This window comes from Roseburia sp. AF20-18LB, assembly GCF_003461185.1.
Lineage (GTDB): Bacteria > Bacillota > Clostridia > Lachnospirales > Lachnospiraceae > Roseburia_C > Roseburia_C amylophila.
In genome coordinates this window covers 302,383-324,315 of record NZ_QTWP01000003.1, presented here as the reverse complement: position 1 = coordinate 324,315, position 21,933 = coordinate 302,383, and the positions used below count along the sequence as shown (strand labels likewise).

The following is a 21,933-nucleotide window of genomic DNA, read 5'->3' as shown; positions in this document are numbered from 1 at the left end:
AAAATGAAGCAGAAGTTGGATATGCAGGGGAGTAATGAGTTAATGTTTGGAGCGGAATTACTCGACGGAAGAGTGCTTCAGGGATTACAGGACCGTTTCTGTGCCTGTAATAATTTATATTGTGTATGCTTAAGCCAGATGCAGGGGGTTGTGACCAAGGCATATGGTTCCAAGGAAGAACTGAATTATATTCATGAAAAAGTCGGTATGGCACGCCATATTGTGCTGCTGAACAGACTGATTACCTCTGAGATGGAAGATGTAGTGGAAGAACCGCTGGAAGAGGATTATTTGAAAATGAACGGTGTTGCAATCCGTGTAGGCGGTAAGATTGCAGCAATCTGGATTGTCATTGGTGTGCTTTCTGATATAGCCGCACCAGAACAGGAGATTCCGGAGAATATCCAGAAGACTACGACAAAGCAGTATTACAATTCACTTGATTTTTTAACCTATATATCCAAACAGTATTTTGCTACAAAGTTGGATGAGCTTCTGGCACAGGAAGCATTTGCCAAAAACAGGGAAAGCCAGGAGCAGATTAAGACAGAATTACAGCGTACAGAGGTCATGACTTCTATCGTGAAAATGTTGGAGAGTGAAAATGGCTTTTCCAAAATTGCAGACGAAATTCTGACAGATGTATGCAATTATCTGAAAATCAGTAATGCAGCATTGCTCCGTATTAACCGGGATGGCGAGACTGCGGATATGATAAGTGAATGCTGTCTGGAGGAAGAGGATGCATTGATTGCAAAATGCCAGGGCATTTCCACATCAGAATTTCCTTTTACCAATGGCAAGCCTTATATGATTTCAGCAGATTCCATACTGCCGCCCGCATTTGCACAGTTTTTTGAAAAATGGAATATTCAGGCGGCAATCAGCCTGCCGGTAGAGATTAACGGGGAAGCTGCCATGTATTTATGCTTCTTTGAACTGCGGAAACGCCGTATCTGGGATGTTTCCGATATTAAATTTTTAAATGAAGTAAAACAGATTGTGCAGAGTATTTTGATTAAGCGGATTACAAAGAATTCGCTGGCAAGTTCTTATGCATCCTTAGAGGCAATCCTTGAAAATGTAGGCTGTGGAATCTGTGTAAGGGATATGCTTTCGGAGAAGATTCTTTATACGAACCAGCAGTTTCACAGGTTATTTGCAGATGGCCGGTTTGAAAAGCAGCAGGATGAGATTTTCCGTTCCGGTAATAAGCGTTATGGAAATGGTAATTTTGTAGAATATTATTCCAAAGAGGATAACCGGTATTTTGACATTTATCATACCCAGATTAACTGGGTGGATGGCAGAAGGGTTATGCTGCTGACGGTTTATGATGTGACGGATAAAAAGCTTTATCAGCAGAAGATTGAACGCCAGGCGAATAATGATTTCCTGACGGGACTTTATAACAGAATGCGTTGTGAGCATGATGTGGAAATCTATATCCAGAGAGCCAGGGAACAGGGTGGCAAGGGAGCACTCTGCTATATTGACCTGGATGACTTTAAGCATATTAATGATGGTCTGGGACATCAGTATGGGGATATTCTGCTGCAGACGATTTCAAGAAGCCTGCAGGGAGTGACCGGACTGGATTCTACCTGCTACCGCATGGGTGGTGATGAGTTTATCATCATTGTTAATCAGGAAGAATATCAGCGTCTGGATGAGATTTTAACAGAGATTAGGAATATTTTCTCCAAGCCGTGGTTCTTAAAAGGTGGAGATTACTACTGTACCATGAGTATGGGGGTGGTATGTTTCCCGGATGACGGAGACAATGTACAGGAATTAATCAAAAAAGCAGATATTGCTTTATACGAAGCAAAAAAAGGCGGTAAAAACCGTATAGAATTCTATGATGAGAATGTAGAAGCAACATCCTTTAAGCGGCTTGATTTAGAGAAGAATATGCGTTATGCCACTACAAATTCCTGCCAGGAATTTGAGGTGTATTATCAGCCGATTGTGGATATTTCCAGACCGGGAGATCCATGTAGTGGAGCAGAGGCACTTATCCGCTGGAATTCCGAGGCAATGGGGATGATTTCCCCGTCTGAATTTATTCCACTGGCAGAATATTTAGGACTTATCAATCCAATCGGAAGCTTTGCATTGAAAGAAGCCTGCCACCGTTGTAAATACTGGAATGACATGGGACATCCGGAGTATCATGTCAATGTAAATCTTTCGGTGGTACAGCTATTGCAGAATGATATGAAAGAAAAAGTCAGGGAAGTGTTGGAAGAGACAAAGATGGATCCGGCAAACCTTACCCTTGAAGTAACAGAGAGCCTTGCAATTAACGATATGAAGCGTATGAAGAGGATTCTTTCGGATATCAAGAGCCTTGGAGTAAAGGTTGCACTGGACGATTTTGGAACCGGTTATTCTTCCTTGAACCATATCCGTGAACTGCCGATTGACATTATCAAGATAGACCGCTGCTTTATCATTGACATTGGAAAAGATGAGTATGCAGAGGCCTTTGTAAAGATGGTATCAGAACTGGCAGAGACCATCGGAGTACGGATTTGTGTAGAGGGGGTAGAGGAAACGGAACAGGTGGAGAAGCTCCGCAGCATGAAGGTGCAGTATATTCAGGGTTATTATTATGGTAAGCCAATGTGTGCAGAGGACTTTGAAAAGAAGTATCTGTAGAAATAAAAGAATGAGTAAAAAGCTGATGGAAGGAAAGCTTTTTACTCATTTTAAGTTTAGCAGTCTATCTCCAGTTCTACCGGACAATGGTCGGAACCAGGAACTTCCGTATGAATGGCAGCTCCCTTTAACTTCTCTTTTAAGGACTGGGAAACCAGAAAATAATCAATACGCCATCCGGCATTCTTTTCCCTTGCGTGGAAACGGTAGGACCACCAGGAGTAGATGCCTTCCTGTTCCGGGTAGAAATAACGGAAGGTATCGATAAAACCATTCTCTAAAAGAACAGAGAATTTTTCCCGTTCTTCATCTGTAAATCCGGCATTTTTACGGTTGGTTTTCGGATTCTTCAAATCAATTTCTTTGTGGGCAACATTCAGGTCACCGCAGAAAATAACCGGTTTCTTTTCTTCTAATCCCTTTAAATACTGTAAAAAAGCATCTTCCCATTCCATACGGTAGGAAAGCCTTGCCAGTTCGCTCTGGGAGTTTGGTGTGTAGCAGGTGATGAGATAGTAGTTTTCATATTCTAATGTGATAACACGTCCTTCTTCATCATGCTCTGGGATGCCAATGCCATAGCTTACAGAAAGAGGTTCCTTTTTGGTAAAGATGGCAGTGCCGGAATAGCCTTTTTTCTTCGCATAATTCCAGTACTGGTAATAGCCCGGAAGGGAAAGGTCAATCTGTCCTTCCTGCAGTTTAGTCTCCTGAATACAGAATGCATCTGCATTGATTTCATGGAAGAAATCTAAAAATCCTTTATTGACACAGGCACGTAAGCCATTTACATTCCAGGAAATAAATTTCATAGTAAGTCTCCTTTTTATTGATACATATCGGTGATTGCGAAAAAGCGGTGTTTTATTTGAAAAAGGTCTGTATTCGAAGAATTGGTGGCTTATGTGATGTGAAATGCCAGCAATTCTTAGCTGCATATTTTTCTTAATGGTAAACTGTCTTTCCGTTGCTTTGACCGGATGCCGTCACTGTCCGCCAGGTGCGGATGCCATATAATAACTGCAAGGGGCACTAAGAATTTCGAGACATATTTTGTCAGGTCCGGCAACCGGCACAAATTCACATCCATGTTCATATGTGCCTCGCTGGCACGTCCCTGTGCCAGCGTTGCCGGGTGCCGGACGAAATTCCAAGTGCCCCTAACAGCCATTAAAAGGCATCCGTACTCCGGCGGACAGTACCGGCATCTTGTCAAACATTGGAAAGACTGCTTTCTATCACAAAAAGAAAAATATGCAGCTTAGAACTGCGGTATTTCATATTAAAGCCAACATTCTTCGAATACAGTCTTTTGAAATAATAATTTCTTTTCGCAATCACATATTTGTTTCATTATACCCATTAGACTGGATATTCTTCAAGAAAAATATTATACTATTTCTATATATAAAAATGCAACGTATTGTGGAGTTATAAGCGAAGGAGGATATGCGATGTTAGAGAAGGTAGATTTAAACCGGAAGATGGGGAAAAAGGAATATAAGGAGTGGATGGACGATTTGCAGCCAAAGTTATCCTATCTGCAGAGAGCCTGTAAGGAACAGAAGATTCCGGTCATGATTGTATTTGAAGGATTTGGTGCAGCAGGAAAAGGAACATTGATTAATAAAATCATTGAGCCTTTAGACCCGAGGGGATTTTCCGTTTATGCTACCGCAGTGGAGACCAAGGAAGAAAAAATGCATCCGTTCCTGTGGCGTTTCTGGACGAAGATTCCATCCCAGGGAAGAATTGCAATTTTTGACAGAAGCTGGTACCGGAGAGTGTTGGTGGACCGCTTTGACGGTGTGACCACAAAGGAGCAGCTTGATTATGCATTTGGAGAAATCTGTTCCTTTGAAAAACAATTAACGGATGATGGTATGGTAATTATCAAATTGTTTGCAGATGTGTCAAAGAAGGAGCAGAAGAAGCGGTTTGATAAGCTTCTGGAAGATAAGAAGACTGCATGGCGGGTAACAAAGGACGATTTGGCGAGAAATAAGCATTATGAAGAATATCTTGCCATGAATGAAGAAATGCTGGAAAAGACGGATTCTGAATATGCACCGTGGCATATTTTAGAGTGCACCGACCGGGAATATGCGGCAGCAAAAATGACGGAAATCGTAGTTTCTGTGTTGGAGCAGGCAATCGCAGATAAGAAAGCCGAACAGGAGAAGAGGGAGCAGGAGAAAACAAAGGCGCAGGAAATAAAACAGGAAAAGGATACTTTGCAGGAAGCAGGAGCCGCATCACAAAAGGAGCAGGTACTTAAGAGTTCCGTACTGGCAGGAGTAGACCTTTCAAAGAAGATGGAAAAAGAAGAGTACAAAAAAGAACTTGCACGTCTTCAGGCAAGACTTTCCGAGCTTCATAATGAACTTTATAAATACCGGATTCCGGTGGTGCTGGCATTTGAAGGCTGGGATGCCGGTGGAAAAGGCGGAGCCATCAAACGGCTGACCCAGGCATTGGATCCAAGGGGGTATCAGGTAAATCCGGTGGCAGCACCCAATGATGCAGAAAAAACACATCATTATCTGTGGCGTTTCTGGAAACAGTTTCCAAAGGATGGTCATGTGGCAATATTTGACCGTTCCTGGTATGGCCGCGTTATGGTTGAGAGAATCGAAGGCTTCTGTCAGGAAGAAGAATGGAAGCGTGCTTACCATGAGATGAACGAAATGGAAGAGCAGCTGGCGCATCATGGAACCATTGTTTTAAAATTCTGGATGCACATTGATAAGGATGAGCAGGAGCGTCGTTTTAAGGAGCGTATGGAAAACCCGGCAAAGCAGTGGAAGATTACCGATGAGGACTGGCGCAACCGTGAGAAATGGGATGCTTACGAAAAGGCAGTGGATGAAATGCTGATTCGTACCTCTACCACTTATGCACCATGGATTTTAGTAGAGGCAGACTGCAAGTATTATGCCAGAATTAAAGTGCTTCGTACGGTGGTAGAAGCAATTGAGAAGCGTCTGAAAGAAGAAAAAGAACGGAAATAATTACCACTTGGTTCGTATTTCTTACCACTTATTCCAAAGGCATTTACAGAAAAATGTGTTTGTGTATAATGAGTGACATAGGAAGGAACGACAATGAAGATACGGATTGAATTAGACGAAAACTTAATAGAGGATGAAGTGCTGATTCGCTGCAGATCCTTAGATGAAAATGTAAGGAAAATACAGGAAGCCGTGTCACAGGTGCTTACCGGAAAACAGCAGTTAATCTGTTATAAGGAAGATACGGAATACTATCTGTCTTTGGATGAAATCCTGTTTTTTGAGACAGAGACCAAAGAGGTATGGGTGCATACAACAGATAAGATGTATCAGACCAGATATAAACTGTATGAGCTGGAAGAACTGTTGCCGGGACATTTTATGAGGGTTTCCAAATCCACAATTTTAAATACCAACCGGATTTACTCCATTACAAGAAATCTTACGGCATCAAGTGTGGTGGAATTTATGGGAAGCCATAAACAGGTATATGTATCAAGATATTACTACAAACCATTAAAATGTAAACTGGAAGAAAAGAGGATAAGAAAATGAAAAAAGAGAGAATCTTCTGGGGACTGTTTCTGATTTTTGGAGCGGTATTCCTGATTGTAAGCAAACTGGGACTGGTGGAAGGCATTGGCTTCTGGACGGTAATCGGAACAATATTTTTCGGTTGTATTTTATTAAGCAGCCTGATAAAGCTTCGATTTACCGGAATCTTTTTTTCACTGGCATTTCTAGGAATTATTTATGATGAACAGCTTGGCATACAGGCGATTACACCATGGCCGATACTTGGAGCGGCACTGCTTTTATCCATCGGCTTCGGTATCATTTTTAAGAAGAATACCACAAAATGTTGGAAAAAGAAAAAAGATACGGACTATGAGACCATTATAGATGAAGAGGATGGTAACCGGATTTCTTTCGATACCTCCTTTGGCGCATCCATCAAATATGTGAATACGGATGATTTCCAGTCTGCTTCCTTGGACTGCAGCTTTGGCAGCATGAAAGTGTATTTTGATAATGCGATGATGCAGCAGCCACAGGCAACGATTTATCTGGATGCATCCTTTTCCGGAGTAGAGCTTTATATTCCAAAGAGCTGGGCAATGATAAATAAAGTCCATGCAGCATTTGGTGCAGTGGAAGAGAAAAATCGGAATGTACCGGATGGTGTGCACAGTGTGATACTTACCGGAGAATGTAATTTTTCCGGCGTAACAATTATATATGTATAAGAAATAGCATAGAGAAAGCTGTCAGCAAAATTTTGCTGGCAGCTTTCTCTAATGTATTTTATGCCTGTGTGCCCGGAAGCCGGAGGCTTGATTTCATCAGCAGGGCTGCAATTGCGGCAGTGAGAATTTCCGTAATCCAGAAGGCATGGAATACGCACTGTGGACCAAAGGCTTTGCAGAGAACAAAAGCAAGCGGAATGATAAAAAGGATATAACGGAGCAGTGAAATAATTAAGGACTGTCCGCCCTTTGAAAGCCCTTCCAAAGCACCGGAGGCAGTAATGGATACGGTGGAAATCAGGAAACCACAGCAGATAATCCGAAGGGCATTGCTTCCCACGGAAATTGTGGTGGCATTGTCTGTAAACATTCCGATAAGGTAAGGTGATGCAGTAAAGCAGATAATCATACCAAGGAGCATAATGACACCATTCATACAGAGGGTAAGATGATAGATTTTCTTCACACGCTTTATTTCACCGGCACCGTAATTGAAGCCCACCAGCGGACGCATCCCCTGGATAATTCCATTGGCAGGAAGGTAGAGGAAGGTCTGCAGCTTGTAATAGATTCCGACGACTACCACATAACACTGGTCATATGCGGCAAGGAGTCCGTTTAAAAATGAGATCAGTAAGGACGGCAGAGCCAGATTTAAGATGGCAGGGATGCCGATACCATATAATTTCAAATCAAGATGTTTATCCAGGATAAGATATTTTCTGCTAATCCGTACACTGATTGGGCGCAGAAAATAGGCAAAGAGATAAAAAATAAGAGTCAGCAGCTGTCCGATACCGGTGGCAAGGGCAGCTCCGCGCATTCCCATTTTCGGGAAGATGCCAATTCCGAAAATCAAAAGCGGGTCTAAAATGATATTGGCAATACAGCCTAGCATCAGTCCAATCATGGAGACATTCATTCTGCCGACAGACTGAAAGACTTTTTCAAAGGTTAAATTCATCATAATAATGATACTGAATACAAATACAATATTTGCATATTCTACACCTGACTTAAGAACATTACTGTCGGTGGTAAAGCGGCTTAAAAACGTAGGAATCAGGGCAATGCTTCCAATCGTTAAAATGACACCATGCAAAATAGAAAAGAAGAACCCATGGGTTGCAGCAATATTGGCTTTTTCCCCTTCTTTTGCACCAAGGTGAAAAGAAATTAAAGCATTAATTCCGACACCAAATCCAATTGCCACAGCATTGATAAAATTCTGCACCGGATAGACCAGGGAAAGGGCAGTCATGGCATCTTCACTGATTTTAGCCACAAACAGACTGTCTATAATATTATAAAGAGAATTTACCAGCATGGAGATAACCATAGGAAGTGCCATGGTAGTCAGCAGTGGTAAAATCGGTTTTTCTTTCATAAAATCTTCATTCATAATAATTGCTCCTTTTTTTCTTTTTTCTCACTAATCCAAAGTGTGAGAAAGAACAAAGAATGTGCCTTGGCACATTCTCGCGCCTGCGGCGGTCGCTTGCGACATCTACCTTATACGCCGAAGTGTGCATCCTCGCGGAGCGTTTTTTACTTTACAGGAAAGCAATTTCCTGTAAAGTAAAAAACGCCACACAATTATCGCAAGGATAATTGTGTGGCGAAAAGTAGTCAGACTAGAAAAATCCACACCAGTTTTAGCGTTATGAAAATAGCATAAATCATAGGAAAAGTCAAGATAATATCATAGAGCGGAAGAAGATGGCTTGAATATGAATTGGAACATTCAATGGAAAAATGATTGACAAATACCCTATGGGGGTATAATATAAGCATACCGGTAGGGGGTATATGACTATCGGGAAATGTGTATTGGAATGTGAAGATAGAAGGGAGCCTGACTATGGCAGAAGAAAAAGAGATGTGCCCATCCTGCTGTGGACGGAAGAAGCACAGACAGGAAGCAGAATATCAGGATTTATTAAAACGCTTGAACCGGATTGAAGGACAGGTGCGGGGTGTAAAGAAAATGTTGGAAGAAGACCGCTACTGTGTGGATATTTTAACGCAGGTGTCTGCAATTAATTCTGCACTGAACTCCTTTAATAAAGTGTTGTTAGCGGAGCATATCAAATCCTGTGTGGTGGATGACATCCGTGCCGGAAAGGAAGAAGCGGTGGATGAGCTTTGTGCGACCCTTCAGAAACTGATGAAATAGAGGAGGACAAAAGTGTGAAACAGGAACGTTATGAAGTCACAGGTATGACGTGTTCTGCATGCTCTTCCCGTGTGGAAAAGTGTGTGTCAAAGATTGACGGAGTGGAAAATGTATCCGTAAATCTGCTGACCAACAGTATGCAGGTGTCCTATGACGAGAATAAGGTCAATGAAGATATCATTGTATCAGAAGTAGAGAAGGCAGGTTATGGTGCTGCACTGGCAAATGCCGGAAATGAGAAACGTACCGGCAAAGGGAAAAAGATAAATAAGGCAGAGCAGGAAATTCATGAGATGAAAATCCGTCTGATCTGGTCTGTTATTTTTCTGATTCCGATGATGTATATTTCCATGCACCATATGTTTTATGAATGGTTTGGAATTCCGGTACCGGGATTTATCAAGGCTGCATTTCACGGAGATGAGAATGCACTGGCATTTTCCTTTTCCCAGTTTTTATTGCTGCTTCCGATTATGTATCTGAACCGGAAATATTTTATTGTAGGATTTAAGAATCTTTTTGTACACAGAAGCCCGAATATGGATTCGCTGATTGCACTTGGGGCATCGGCTTCCGTTATCTATGGTGTATTTGCCATTTTCCGGATTGGTTATGGCCTGGGACATCAGGATATGGCACTGGTAAGCCGGTACAGCATGGATATTTATTTTGAGTCTGCAGGAATGATTCTGACATTGATTACAGTTGGAAAATATTTAGAGAGCCGTTCCAAAGGAAAGACCAGTGAAGCTATTGAGAAGCTGATGGACTTGGCTCCGAAGCAGGCAAATGTCTTAAGAGATGGCAAAGAAGTTATGGTCCCGGTAGAGGAACTGGTAAAAGGTGATTTAGTATTGGTGCGTCCCGGCGAGACGGTTCCGGTGGACGGAGTAATTGAAGAGGGACAGTCAAGTCTCGATGAATCTGCCATTACCGGGGAGAGCATTCCGGTATATAAGGAAGTGGGGGATACTGCAATTTCCGCAACCATTAACCAGAATGGCTTCTTGAAAATCCGTGCATCCAAGGTCGGGGAAGATACCACCATCAGCCAGATTATTCATCTGGTGGAAGAAGCTGGATCCAGTAAAGCACCGATTGCCAAGATGGCAGATAAGATTGCAGGAGTATTTGTGCCGGTGGTTATTACAATTGCCCTAATTGCTGCAATCATCTGGCTCATCAGTGGGGCAACTTTTGAATTTGCACTTTCTATTGGAATCGCAGTGCTGGTTATTTCCTGTCCGTGTGCCCTTGGACTTGCGACACCGGTAGCTATTATGGTAGGAACCGGAAAAGGTGCAGAAAACGGAATCCTGATTAAGTCCGGCGAAGCACTGGAAACGGCGCACAGTATCGATACCGTAGTTATGGATAAGACCGGAACCATAACAGAAGGTAAGCCAAGAGTTACAGATGTGAGTGTTGGAACCACAGAATTAAACGAAAAAGAATTTGTGGCAATTGCAGCAGGCGTTGAGCAGGGAAGCGGGCATCCGCTGGCACAGGCAATTCTGCAGTATGCGAAGGAGCAGGAGATTATGCCCCTTGCCATGAAGAATTTTAAGACAATTCTGGGCAGAGGAATTGAGGCAGAAGACGAAAATGCATCTTATTATGCGGGAAACGAAGCCTTTATGAAAGAAAAGGGAGTGTCATTGGATGACCTTGGAGATACTCTGGACAAGCTGGCAGAAGAAGGAAAGACTCCATTAATCTTTGCGAAAAACAACAGCCTTCTGGGTATCATTGCGGCAGCAGATGTGGAAAAGAAAACCAGCCGCTATGCTATTGAAGCATTCCGTAAGATGCACATTGAGGTAGTAATGCTGACCGGAGACCATAAACGTACCGCCGAAGCTATTCGTAAGAAGCTTGGAATTCCAAAAGTAATTGCAGAAGTATTGCCGGAGGATAAGGAACGGCATATTGCCAAACTGCAGCAGCAGGGACATAAGGTTGCCATGATTGGAGACGGAATCAATGATGCACCGGCACTGGCAAGAGCTGATGTAGGAATTGCCATTGGAGCAGGAACAGATGTGGCAATCGAAAGTGCAGATGCGGTACTGATGCGGAATGATCTGATGGATGCCGTAACAGCCATCCGGTTAAGCAAAGCGGTTATCCGCAATATCAAGGAGAACCTGTTCTGGGCATTCTTCTATAACAGCATTGGAATTCCACTGGCAGCAGGCGTTTTATACCCGGCATTTCATATTAAATTAAATCCGATGTTCGGTGCAGCCGCCATGAGTTTAAGCAGCGTCTGTGTTGTTTGCAATGCTCTCCGGTTAAAGCTTTTTAAGCCGCAGCGATTAGAGCAGACGGCAGGAAATGTGGCAGAACAGATAGCGGAAAAAGCAGCAGGAAGTCAGATAGAACAGTCAGCAGAAAAAGTGACAGATAATAATGAAAATGATAAGGAGGATAATAAAATGAAAGAAACACTTAAAATTGAGGGAATGATGTGTGAACACTGCAAGAAACATGTGGAAGAAGCATTAAATGCCATGGAAGGAGTACAGGCAGCTGTCAACCTTGAGACAAAGAGTGCTGAAGTAACCATGGACAAAGAGATTCCGGATGCAGCATTTGCAGAAGTGATTGAAAAAGCAGGATATCAGCTTACCAGTGTTGAAAAATAACAAAATAACGTTATAAAAATCAAAAAAAATTAGGAAAAATGCAAGAAAAAAATTCCCTTATGCTATAAAGTTATGTTATAATAAGCGTAATTGAAACAACATGGGCGAAGGTAGAGGGAAGAAGTTAGGAGGATGGTTCCCGCAAAAGGAACCGTCCTCTTTTATTTACGCAGGTAGCGGGAAAAACCACAGCACATGATGGACAGACAGGAGGAACAGTTTTTATGTGGTCATATGACAGTGTATTTTATCAGATTTCAACATTGGGATTTTGCGGAGCACCAACAGAAAATGATGGTGTTCTGGCTCATCGGATAAAGAAAGTGGAAGACTGGATTCCGCATATGGTAAAGCTTGGAGTGGATGCAATATATTTCTGTCCGGTTTTTGAATCAGACCGTCACGGTTATGATACCAGGGATTATACAAAGTTAGATGTAAGACTTGGAACCAATGAGGACTTTAAAGAAGTATGTGGAAAATTACATGACAACAATATCAAAGTAGTGTTGGACGGAGTGTTTAATCATGTGGGAAGAGGCTTCTTTGCATTTCAGGATTTACTGAAAAACAGAGAAAATTCTCCATATAAGGACTGGTTCACAAATGTGAATTTTGGCTGGAATAATAATTATAACGACGGACTTTCCTATGAAGGCTGGGAAGGACATAATGAGCTGGTAAAGCTGAATTTGCGGAATGAAGAAGTAATCCGGCATATCTTTTCAGCAGTAGAGGGATGGATAAAAGAATTTGATATTGACGGACTGCGTCTGGATGTTGCATACAGTCTGGATATGGATTTTGTAAGAAGATTACGTCAGTTCGTAGATTCGAAAAAGGATGATTTTTATCTCCTGGGCGAGATGATTCATGGTGATTATAACCGTCTTCTGGATGAACAGAATATGCTGCACAGTGTAACAAATTATCAGGCATATAAGGGAATGTGGTCCAGCTTTAATGACCGCAACCTCTTTGAAATCAATTATACCCTGGAGCAGCATTTCTGTGGAATGTATCAGGGCAAACATTTATTAAATTTTCTGGATAACCATGATGTGAACCGTCTGGCAAGCACTTTAAAGGAAAAAGAACATCTTCCACTGGTATATGCAATGCTGTTTGCAATTCCTGGCATTCCATGTGTCTATTATGGCGGTGAATGGGCAGCAGAGGGAAAGAAGGAAAATGGCGGGGATGAAGCACTCCGTCCTTCCTTTGAAGCACCGGAATGGAATGAACTTACCGATTATATTTCCAGACTGGCGAAGGTTCATAAATCGGAAAAAGCACTTTGCTATGGCAGCTACCGAAAGGTATTCTTAACAAACCGGCAGATTGTATTTGAGAGAAGCTTTGAAGGTGAGCGGATTCTTGTAGCAATCAATCTGGAAGAGAATCCATTCCATGCATCCTTTGATGCAGGAGCAGCAGAAGCAGTTGACCTGCTGACCGGAGAAAAAGCGGTATTTCAGGGTGGTCTCGATATGCCGGCATTTTCCGCAGCTTATTTAAAGATAACCGGATAAAAAGATAATACATAAGAATAAGAATAAGAGATAAGAGCTATAAGGAGGAAGTGCAGTAATGGCAGAGAAACGTAAATCTTCAGAAAAAAGTAATATAGGAAAGAAACTGGCACTTGGATTAATTGCAGTAATTTCACTCCCGATTCTTCTGGTTGGACTTGCCGGAATTATCATAATGCATCTGGTACAGAATACAGCATTAAATGCAGGTGTGGGAACGATTATTTTAATTGTGGTTTTAGCGGTATTTGTGGCAGGTTCCCTGTGGCTTGCAGTAGCAATTGCCGGAAAACTGAAAGCTGTAATTGGAAGTATGGATAAGATTGCGGATGGAAGCCTTCAGTTAGAAGAACCAAAACATAATGAAAAAAATGATGAAATCAGCAAATTGTTAGGCTCTGCCAATGATATGGTAAGAAACTTTGCACAGATTGTAACCGGAATCCGTAGAGCCAGCAGGGAATTAAGCGAACTGTCTACGACATTCAGTCAGTCCTTTGACACTATGAATGAAGCGTTGGATCATGTGAGCGGTGAAGTTGCTTCCATTACAGATAATACCGTTTCACAGGCAGAGAAAACACAGCATGTACAGCAGAAAGTAGCAGAAATCGGCAATGCCATTGAAGTAATTGCCAGCAATATTACACTTCTTTCAGACAGTGCATTAAAAATGAAAGACTGCAATGAATCAGCAGAGGTGATTATGCAGCAGCTGGTGGAAATCAGCAGACAGAACAGGCAGTCTATTGATGAAGTGCAGAGCCAGACAGACAGAACCAATCAGTCTGCCTTACAGATTCGTACTGCAACAGAGATTATTGCAGGAATTGCAAGCCAGACAAATCTGCTTGCTTTAAATGCAAGTATTGAAGCTGCACGGGCAGGAGAACAGGGAAAAGGATTTGCCGTAGTTGCAGAAGAAATCCGTACCTTGGCAGACCAGTCCAGAGAGTCTTCAGAGCAGATTAATAAAATTGTTAATGAACTGATTGATAATTCTAATGTCAGTGTAGACATTACCGGAAAAGTATCAGAAGCATTTGAACAGCAGAATGCAAAGATTCGCGAGACAGAGACAATCTTTACTGCCTTGAATCATGAAATTGAAAGTGTCAGCACTTCTATTCAGGGAATCAATTCAGAAGTCGGTGGCTTGAATGAACATAAGAGTGCCATTGAAGAGAAAATGGATTCGCTTGCTGCAGCAGCAGAGACAAATACAACAAGTGCCAGAGATACATCTGAGGCAATGAATGAGTTTGAAGCTTTGGTAGAAGAATGTAAGAATGCAACTGCCAGAATTACTTCTGTAGTAGCAGAACTGGATGAAAATATCCGTAAGTTTAATGTTTCTTCCATGAAAGAAGAAGTAGAGAAAAACATGATGTAATAAACGGTATACAATTGCAAAGAGAAGGGTATTCCACAGGCCGAAGGAGTGCATATGGAATACCCTTTTGTGTATCTTTAAGGAGATTAAAATGAAAACAGAGATTTATACGATACCAATACAGGATGCATTTGCAGAGGAAAGCGAATGTCCGGTCTGCAGAATGTATCAGAAATTAGAAGAAAATGCCATCAATTATACCATTGGACCGGGCGCAAGTTACATGGAGGGAGATATCCGGGAGCAGAGTGATGAACAGGGCTTCTGTCAGAAGCATTTGGAAATGTTATATGAATATCCGAATAAATTAGGACTTGCCATGATGCTAAAGACCCATATGGATAAGACAGCTAAGGAGTTAAAAAAAGCAATGAAAGCACCACTGCCTCAGGCAGCTGTACTTTTCAGGAAAAAGAGCCAGACGGTCCATCCGGTGATTACCTTTGTGGAAGAAAAAGAGAAAAAGTGCTTTGTGTGTGATTACATTAATCACAGCTTTACAAATTATATCAATACCATTTACTATTTATATGAAAAAGAAGAGGACTTCCGCAAACAGTTTGCAGCATCCAAAGGCTTTTGTGTAAATCATTATAAAGTTCTGTTTTCCGGTGCCCCGGAATATATGGGTAAGAAATACCTGAATGAATTTCTGATGACTTTAAATGAGACTTTTATTAACGGATATGAGAGGGTGCGGGATGATTTGGAATGGTTCATCTGTAAGAATGATTACCGTTATAAGGAGCAGCCTTGGAAGAATGCAAGGGATGCACTGCAGAGAGGACTGGTAAAGGCAGGAAGTATCATGGAGGCAGAAGAAAAGAAGGAATAGGTAGAGGTAATAAAAGAAAAGGGGATAGAAGAAGACGTAAGAGCAACAGGTAAATAAAAACAGGAAAGAGAGGTATTTATGACAAGTTATATTTTACTGGTAGCAGCAGTGATTTTATTGTGCCTGTCATTGAATAAAATGTCCAACAAACTGGGAATTCCAATGTTGTTGGCATATATTCTTCTTGGCATGATGTTTGGAACAGATGGAATTTTAAAGATTCCTTTTGATAATTTTACGATTGCCGAACAGATTTGTACGGTGTCCTTAATCTTTATCATGTTTTACGGTGGATTTGGAACCAACTGGAAACAGGCAAAGCCGGTGGCTGGTAAAGCAGTATTATTATCAACAGTGGGTGTTATACTGACCGCAGTAACAACCGGAGCATTCTGTCATTTTATATTGAAAATGGATTTCTGGGAAAGTATGCTGATTGGCTCTGTAATCAGTTCTACGGATGCGGCATCGGTCTTTTCAATCCTTCGTTCCAGACGGCTGAATCTTAAGAACAATACTGCATCCATGCTGGAGGTGGAAAGTGGTAGTAATGACCCATGTTCTTATATGCTGACCGTAATTATATTAACGATAATGAGCGGAGAATTAAGTGGTTCTTCGCTGGTTGTCATGATATTCTCGCAGATTATTTTTGGCATATTAGTGGGGGTAGTTGTGGCACTGGCAGCAGCATTCATTTTAAAAAAAGTGAATTTTGCAACGGATGGATTTGATACGATATTTGTATTCAGTATGGCACTGGTATCCTACGCCGGAGCATCCATGATAAATGGAAATGGTTATCTGGCAGCATACATTGCCGGAATTATCCTTGGCAACACTCCACTTCATCACAAAAAATCACTGGTGCATTTCTTTGACGGAATCACCGGATTGATGCAGATGCTGATTTTCTTCCTGCTTGGTCTGCTGGCATATCCATCCCAGCTGCCGAAGATACTGCCGATTGCACTGGCAATTGCGGTATTTTTAACATTTGTGGCAAGGCCGGTTTCTGTATTTGCTATCTTGATGCCATTCCGCTGCCCGGTAAAGCAGCAGCTTCTGGTGTCCTGGGCGGGGCTTCGTGGAGCGGCATCCATAGTATTTGCAATTATGGCAACAGTAAGCCCAGCATATACGAAAAATGATTTGTTCCACATAGTTATTTTCATTGTCCTGTTCTCTATCAGTATTCAGGGTACACTGCTTGGACTGGTGGCGAAGAAGCTTGACATGATAGACGAAAATGGCAACGTCATGAAGACCTTCAGTGACTACTCCGATGAAATGCCGGTGGAGTTTGTTAAAATCAGCATCAAGGCGGGACATCCATGGGAGAACCGCAAGATAAAAGACCTTGCTTCCCTGCCGGATTTATTACTGGTGCTGATTCTAAGAGGCGAGGAGCGTATCATTCCAAATGGCAACACGGTAGTGCTTGCCGGAGACAAGATTGTCTTAAGTGCTTTATCTCCGGAAGAAAATCTTGGCATCTGTCTGACAGAAATCCCAATCGAAAAAGACAGCAAGTGGATTGGAAAGCCATTATCCAGAATAAAACTGGGAGAAGAGAAGCTGGTTCTTGTTCTAAAGCGGAATGAGAAGGTTGTGATACCGAACGGAAATACTGTGATTCGTGAAAATGATGTGCTGGTAATCAGCCAGTTATAAATATGTTTTTTTGAATTTTGAAGAATAGCAGGAGTGTTCGCCGAAGTGCAGATGCATTTTAAGGGCTGTTAAGGGCACTTGGAATTTCGTTAGATATTAGGCAATGCCGGCACAAGGATGTGCCGGCAAGGTGCATAGGAACATGGATGTGACTTTGCACCGGTTGCCGGATATAAAAATGATTTTTCGAAATTCTTAGTGCCCTTTACAGCACTTAGACAGCATCTGTATTCGGTGAAGAGTACTGCTATTTTTAAAAATTTAAAAATATATGCAACAGAATGGAATTCAGCGACACTATATATATGAGACCGGTCAAAGGAAAGGACATAGGAAGGTATAGGGTGAGCATATGGAGCAGGAACTGCAGCTGGTGCGCAGGGCACAAAGTGGGGATACCGGTGCATTTGCACAATTATATGAAGGCGTTTATCAGGACTTGTATCGCTTTGCGTTATATGTGCTGAAGCATCCGCAGGATGCACAGGATGTGGTCAGCGATACCGTGACAGATGCATTTGCACAAATCGGGGAGCTTCGAAAGACAGAAGCGTTCCGGGCGTGGATATTCCGTATTTTAAGTAATAAGTGCAAACGTAAATTAAAAGAGTATGCGACCCGTCCGGAAGAGCTGACACCGGAGCTTTTAGAGCATCTGGGAAAATCCGGAATGGATGAGCATGCAGCAGTCCGGAGCCTGTTCTTTGAGCTGCCTTCCGAGGAACGAATGATTATCGCCATGCATTTATTCTGTGGGTATAGCAGCAAGGAAATCGGAAAACTGTTAGACCTTAACGAAAATACCGTCCGCTCAAAAGAGAGCCGGGGAATAAAGAAAATGGTGGAGAAATATTGGAAGTGAGAAACGGAAGATATGCAAAAAGTCTGAAAAACAACAGAAAATTCAGATGAGATGGAGGTGCCGGTATGAATGAACAGGAGATTTTAACCCAGTTAAGAAAAGCGGCGGAAGAGATAGAAATACCAGAGACTCTGAAACCGGAACAGATAGAAAAACAATTACAGGAACAGAAAGCAAAACAGCAGCAGGAAAATCAGCACTTGGAACCGAAAAAATCGAAGAAAATAATTCCATGGCGCAGACTTGGAAGTATGGTGGCAGTGCTGGCACTGGTAGTATGCAGCGGAATTTATATAACAGTGACCCGTTTCGATAAGAATTCCGGTACAGGGCAGACGGATTCCGTAGCAATGACAGATACGCAGCAGACTGTGGGAGAAGCAGATGAAACAGGGTATGTGGATGTGGCAGCTCTTGGAACAATGTATCATCCTGCATCGGATTATAAGGAGGTATATCAGACCCTTCTTAAGGGGTATCAGCAGAATTGGATAGAAGATCTGGAAACAAGTGCGGAGACAAGCGAAGCTGCATCGGGAGCAATGAATTCCGGCAGTGACGAATATTACTACAGTGATGAAGCTAAGTACGGAAGTGCCGATGCCGATTTGCTGGAGAGCAGCAAGGAAGGCGGAAAAGATTATTCTACGACAAATCTGCAGATGGAAGGTGTAGACGAGAGTGATATTGCTAAAATTGATGGCAGTTACATTTATACGGTAGAGGATAAATACATTGTTATAACGGATATCCGGGATGGAAAATTAGAAGAAGTAACACGATTTCTCCCGAAAGACTGTGGCGCAGCAGACCGGGTGATGGAAATTTATGTGGATGGAGACCAGCTGATTCTGGTTGTGCAGGGCTATGAGACATCCTTGGGCGAAAGCAGCAAAGCTGGCTCTGATAAGGAAAACTCAGATAAAGAAAGCTCAGATGAAGAAATTGCTGTATCAGATGCTTCTGAAGACAGTGCATTCTGCTATAAAATGAATGGAAAAAGCACCACACAGATTCAGGTATACAGTATCGTAGACCGCAGGAATCCGGAATTTGAAGGAAGATTAATCCAGGATGGTTATTATAATACTTCCCGGAAAATCGGAGATGTAGTCTATCTTTTTACACGGTATCATATGACATCCGATGTGGTGGGATATGTAGAAAAGGAATATACCTCAGTGATTCCGAAGGTAAATGGAGAAAAGGTTGCCGCCGGTGAAATTTATCTGCCGGAGTCATCAGGAGAAAGTGGTATACTGGTTTCTTCACTGGATGTAAATAAGCCGGATAAAGTGCTGGACAGTAAGCTTGTAATCTCTGGATGTGCCCAGACTTATATCAGCAAAGATGCCCTGTATTTATATGAGGAAGATTATGATGGGGCAATGATTACCAATATTGCAAAATTTGCACTGGATGAGGGCAGAATCAGTGGTGTGGCGGCAACGGCAGTAAGGGGTTATGTCAGAGATACCTTTGCAATCAATGCCAGTGATGGATATCTCAGGGTATTGACCACCGATTATAGTACAGAGGATGAGGTGAATGCACTTTATATTCTGGATGAGAACTTGAAATTAACCGGACAGTTGACGGGCATTGCACCGGGAGAAGAAATCTATGCTGCCCGTTTTATGGGAAACACTGGTTACTTTGTAACCTACCGGAATACTGACCCGCTGTTTACCGTGGATTTATCAGACTCGGCAAAACCGGAAATTATCGGCGAACTCAAGGTGACCGGCTTCTCCGAATATCTGCATTTCTGGGATGATACACACTTACTGGGAATCGGCTACGAATCTGATGAGAAGACCGGAAATATAGAAAACATTAAGATTTCCATGTTTAATATAGAAAATCCGGGAGAAGTAACCGAAGAGGCAAAGCTGGTATTAAAGGATGTAGATTATAGCGAAGCATTATATGATTATAAGAGTGTCATCATTTCAAAGGATAAGAATTTAATCGGTCTGGTTTGTGAGGATTATAGCGGCAGCGGAATAAAACAGACCTATCAGATATATTCCTATGAAAACGGAGCCTTTAAGAAACAGGCAGAAATTCCGGGTATTAACGGAGCCAATTACGAGAATGTCCGTGGAATGTATAGTGGCAATGTATTTTACCTCTGGATTAATGATAACATTACATCCTATGACATGACCGATGGATTTAAAAAGATAAAGGAGCGGGAGTGATTCTTGCAAAACTTTCCCGATAGCTTTATAATGACAGTATATGTGCCGGGTGGTGGTATGAAAATATCATCACCCGGCAACTTATACAGAATCGGTAACTGCGAAATGGGAAATGATAATAAGGATGTCTTACCGCTGCTTTGACTGGATACGCCTTTTGTACGCCTGTAGCGAATACTGCTCCAGCTGCAAGGGGCTCTAAGAATTTTGAAAAAGCTATTTTATATATGGCAAACGGTGCAAAGTCACATCCATGTTCCTCTGCACCTCGCTGGTACATCCTTGTACCAGCGTTGCCGGGTTTTGCCAAAATTCTAAGAGCCCCTAACAGTCTGCACAAATGTATTTGCCTACAGGCGAACAGAAGGCAGTATCTTGTCAAACATTGGGAAGACAGACTCATTATTATTAAACATTTCGCAGCAGCCATAACAACAAGTGCAAGGGAGAATAAACATGCAATATAGAGAAAATCCGGGAAACAAAGACCAGCTGTCCATCTTAGGCTACGGCTGCCTGCGTTATTCAAAGAAGGGAACCACAATCGACCAGGAAAAGGCAGAGCGGGAGATGGCAGCAGCAGTGGAAGCCGGGGTCAATTATTTTGATACCGCATATACTTACGGTGGAAGTGAAGCCTGTCTGGGAAAATTTTTGGCAAAAGGCTATCGGGATAAAGTGAAGATTGCGACCAAACTGCCGCATTATTACATAAAAGCAGAAGGGGATATGGAACGGTATTTTAAGGAGCAGTTAGAACGCCTTCAGACGGATCATGTGGAATATTATCTGATGCATATGTTAAATGATATTGCAGCATGGGAGCGTCTTATAGAACTTGGTATACAGGACTGGATTGCAGAGAAGAAACAATCAGGACAGATTGGAAATATCGGTTTTTCTTTCCATGGAGGAGCAAATCAGTTTAAGAAGATTATAGATGCTTATGACTGGGATTTCTGCCAGATACAGTATAACTATATGGATGAGCATACCCAGGCAGGAACAGAAGGCTTAAAATATGCAGCAGCAAAGGGAATTCCGGTGATTATCATGGAACCGCTGCGGGGAGGCAGACTGGTCAACGCACTGCCAAAGGATGCCAGAGCCATATTTGCATCCGCAGAACCACATCGTTCCCCGGCAGAATGGGGACTCCGCTGGATATGGAATCATCCGGAAGTAACTGTGGTACTTTCCGGAATGAATGATATTGCACAGGTAGAAGAAAATGTGCGGATAGCATCAGATGCCACAGCAAATGCACTGACAGAAGAAGAACTGGAAATTTTTGAAAAAGTGAAGAAGTCAATTAATCAGCATATGAAAGTGCCATGCACCGGCTGCGGCTACTGTATGCCATGCCCTCATGGAGTAGATATTCCGACCTGTTTTGCAGCATATAATACACGCTATACCGACAGCTTTTATTCCGGTATGAAGGCATATATTATGTGTACCACTTTAAAGACAAATCCGACCAATGCTTCAAAATGCCGTCAGTGCGGAAAATGTGAGAAACACTGCCCGCAGTCCATTGCCATCCGACAGGAATTAAAACAGGTGGCAAAGAAGATGGAGAATCCGGTTTATAAGGTAGCAAGGGCGATTTCGAAGCGCATTGGAAAGTATTAGAAAAAATATTATGAAATTTTGTAAAAAATAAAGGAAATTTGAAGGTGGACAC

General features: G+C 42.2%; 16 protein-coding genes. 13 read left to right on the top strand and 3 right to left on the bottom strand.

Annotated elements, in window-relative coordinates; genetic code table 11:
- Positions 1-3 precede the first annotated feature (3 nt).
- Positions 4-2,664, top strand: a complete 2,661-nt coding sequence (locus DWX65_RS08680) for a sensor domain-containing phosphodiesterase (RefSeq protein WP_118173247.1) — start codon at positions 4-6, stop codon at positions 2,662-2,664.
- 56 nt (positions 2,665-2,720) lie between these two features.
- Here the strand turns inward: DWX65_RS08680 and DWX65_RS08675 are convergent, their stop codons facing one another.
- Positions 2,721-3,476 carry an exodeoxyribonuclease III gene (locus tag DWX65_RS08675; RefSeq protein WP_022244011.1) on the bottom strand — a complete coding sequence of 252 codons (756 nt, stop codon included), beginning with the start codon at positions 3,474-3,476 and terminating at the stop codon, positions 2,721-2,723.
- A 116-nt stretch (positions 3,477-3,592) separates the two neighbouring features.
- Positions 3,593-3,835: a hypothetical protein gene (locus tag DWX65_RS08670; RefSeq protein WP_118173246.1), complete on the bottom strand. Its 243-nt coding sequence runs from the start codon at positions 3,833-3,835 to the stop codon at positions 3,593-3,595.
- A 283-nt stretch (positions 3,836-4,118) separates the two neighbouring features.
- On the opposite strand from DWX65_RS08670, the gene DWX65_RS08665 reads away from it, so the two are divergent.
- The 3 genes from DWX65_RS08665 (at position 4,119) to DWX65_RS08655 (ending at position 6,922) form a co-directional block, all read left to right on the top strand.
- Positions 4,119-5,675, top strand: a complete 1,557-nt coding sequence (locus tag DWX65_RS08665; RefSeq protein ID WP_117842007.1) for a phosphate--AMP phosphotransferase — start codon at positions 4,119-4,121, stop codon at positions 5,673-5,675.
- 93 nt (positions 5,676-5,768) lie between these two features.
- Positions 5,769-6,230 carry a LytTR family DNA-binding domain-containing protein gene (locus tag DWX65_RS08660; protein WP_117698057.1) on the top strand — a complete coding sequence of 154 codons (462 nt, stop codon included), beginning with the start codon at positions 5,769-5,771 and terminating at the stop codon, positions 6,228-6,230.
- A complete protein-coding gene (locus tag DWX65_RS08655) occupies positions 6,227-6,922 on the top strand; it encodes a LiaF transmembrane domain-containing protein (protein ID WP_117842005.1) in 696 nt (231 codons plus the stop codon). The genes DWX65_RS08660 and DWX65_RS08655 overlap by 4 nt, the downstream gene beginning before the upstream one ends.
- A 58-nt stretch (positions 6,923-6,980) precedes the next feature.
- On the opposite strand, the gene DWX65_RS08650 is transcribed toward DWX65_RS08655, so the two are convergent.
- Positions 6,981-8,324: an MATE family efflux transporter gene (locus tag DWX65_RS08650; RefSeq protein ID WP_118057210.1), complete on the bottom strand. Its 1,344-nt coding sequence runs from the start codon at positions 8,322-8,324 to the stop codon at positions 6,981-6,983.
- A gap of 459 nt (positions 8,325-8,783) precedes the next feature.
- On the opposite strand from DWX65_RS08650, the gene DWX65_RS08645 reads away from it, so the two are divergent.
- The 9 genes from DWX65_RS08645 (at position 8,784) to DWX65_RS08600 (ending at position 21,881) form a co-directional block, all read left to right on the top strand.
- On the top strand, positions 8,784-9,098 hold the full coding sequence (locus tag DWX65_RS08645; RefSeq protein ID WP_118173245.1) for a metal-sensing transcriptional repressor: 315 nt from the start codon (positions 8,784-8,786) through the stop codon (positions 9,096-9,098).
- Between the two features lie 14 nt (positions 9,099-9,112).
- Positions 9,113-11,746: a heavy metal translocating P-type ATPase gene (locus DWX65_RS08640; RefSeq protein ID WP_118173244.1), complete on the top strand. Its 2,634-nt coding sequence runs from the start codon at positions 9,113-9,115 to the stop codon at positions 11,744-11,746.
- A gap of 224 nt (positions 11,747-11,970) precedes the next feature.
- Positions 11,971-13,278: an alpha-amylase family glycosyl hydrolase gene (locus DWX65_RS08635; RefSeq protein WP_117698062.1), complete on the top strand. Its 1,308-nt coding sequence runs from the start codon at positions 11,971-11,973 to the stop codon at positions 13,276-13,278.
- Positions 13,279-13,336: 58 nt separating this feature from the next.
- Complete coding sequence (locus DWX65_RS08630; RefSeq protein WP_118057213.1) at positions 13,337-14,671, top strand: methyl-accepting chemotaxis protein; 1,335 nt, start codon at positions 13,337-13,339, stop codon at positions 14,669-14,671.
- 91 nt (positions 14,672-14,762) lie between these two features.
- Complete coding sequence (locus DWX65_RS08625) at positions 14,763-15,506, top strand: DUF6062 family protein (protein ID WP_117842000.1); 744 nt, start codon at positions 14,763-14,765, stop codon at positions 15,504-15,506.
- 78 nt (positions 15,507-15,584) lie between these two features.
- Positions 15,585-17,180 (top strand): potassium/proton antiporter, encoded by a 1,596-nt coding sequence (locus DWX65_RS08620; protein ID WP_117841999.1) that lies wholly within the window; start codon positions 15,585-15,587, stop codon positions 17,178-17,180.
- Between the two features lie 352 nt (positions 17,181-17,532).
- Positions 17,533-18,042: an RNA polymerase sigma factor gene (locus DWX65_RS08615; RefSeq protein WP_117841998.1), complete on the top strand. Its 510-nt coding sequence runs from the start codon at positions 17,533-17,535 to the stop codon at positions 18,040-18,042.
- 65 nt (positions 18,043-18,107) lie between these two features.
- On the top strand, positions 18,108-20,246 hold the full coding sequence (locus DWX65_RS08610) for a beta-propeller domain-containing protein (protein ID WP_118173243.1): 2,139 nt from the start codon (positions 18,108-18,110) through the stop codon (positions 20,244-20,246).
- 456 nt (positions 20,247-20,702) lie between these two features.
- Positions 20,703-21,881, top strand: a complete 1,179-nt coding sequence (locus tag DWX65_RS08600; protein WP_118173241.1) for an aldo/keto reductase — start codon at positions 20,703-20,705, stop codon at positions 21,879-21,881.
- Positions 21,882-21,933: the final 52 nt, after the last annotated feature.

What these genes read in the sequence shown, in the direction of transcription:
- DWX65_RS08680 (WP_118173247.1), top strand. Translation starts at nt 4, where the DNA reads ATGAAGCAGAAGTTGGATATGCAGGGGAGTAATGAGTTAATGTTTGGA.
- DWX65_RS08675 (WP_022244011.1), bottom strand. Translation starts at nt 3,476, where the DNA reads ATGAAATTTATTTCCTGGAATGTAAATGGCTTACGTGCCTGTGTCAAT.
- DWX65_RS08670 (WP_118173246.1), bottom strand. Translation starts at nt 3,835, where the DNA reads ATGGCTGTTAGGGGCACTTGGAATTTCGTCCGGCACCCGGCAACGCTG.
- DWX65_RS08665 (WP_117842007.1), top strand. Translation starts at nt 4,119, where the DNA reads ATGTTAGAGAAGGTAGATTTAAACCGGAAGATGGGGAAAAAGGAATAT.
- DWX65_RS08660 (WP_117698057.1), top strand. Translation starts at nt 5,769, where the DNA reads ATGAAGATACGGATTGAATTAGACGAAAACTTAATAGAGGATGAAGTG.
- DWX65_RS08655 (WP_117842005.1), top strand. Translation starts at nt 6,227, where the DNA reads ATGAAAAAAGAGAGAATCTTCTGGGGACTGTTTCTGATTTTTGGAGCG.
- DWX65_RS08650 (WP_118057210.1), bottom strand. Translation starts at nt 8,324, where the DNA reads ATGAATGAAGATTTTATGAAAGAAAAACCGATTTTACCACTGCTGACT.
- DWX65_RS08645 (WP_118173245.1), top strand. Translation starts at nt 8,784, where the DNA reads ATGGCAGAAGAAAAAGAGATGTGCCCATCCTGCTGTGGACGGAAGAAG.
- DWX65_RS08635 (WP_117698062.1), top strand. Translation starts at nt 11,971, where the DNA reads ATGTGGTCATATGACAGTGTATTTTATCAGATTTCAACATTGGGATTT.
- DWX65_RS08630 (WP_118057213.1), top strand. Translation starts at nt 13,337, where the DNA reads ATGGCAGAGAAACGTAAATCTTCAGAAAAAAGTAATATAGGAAAGAAA.
- DWX65_RS08625 (WP_117842000.1), top strand. Translation starts at nt 14,763, where the DNA reads ATGAAAACAGAGATTTATACGATACCAATACAGGATGCATTTGCAGAG.
- DWX65_RS08620 (WP_117841999.1), top strand. Translation starts at nt 15,585, where the DNA reads ATGACAAGTTATATTTTACTGGTAGCAGCAGTGATTTTATTGTGCCTG.
- DWX65_RS08615 (WP_117841998.1), top strand. Translation starts at nt 17,533, where the DNA reads ATGGAGCAGGAACTGCAGCTGGTGCGCAGGGCACAAAGTGGGGATACC.
- DWX65_RS08610 (WP_118173243.1), top strand. Translation starts at nt 18,108, where the DNA reads ATGAATGAACAGGAGATTTTAACCCAGTTAAGAAAAGCGGCGGAAGAG.
- DWX65_RS08600 (WP_118173241.1), top strand. Translation starts at nt 20,703, where the DNA reads ATGCAATATAGAGAAAATCCGGGAAACAAAGACCAGCTGTCCATCTTA.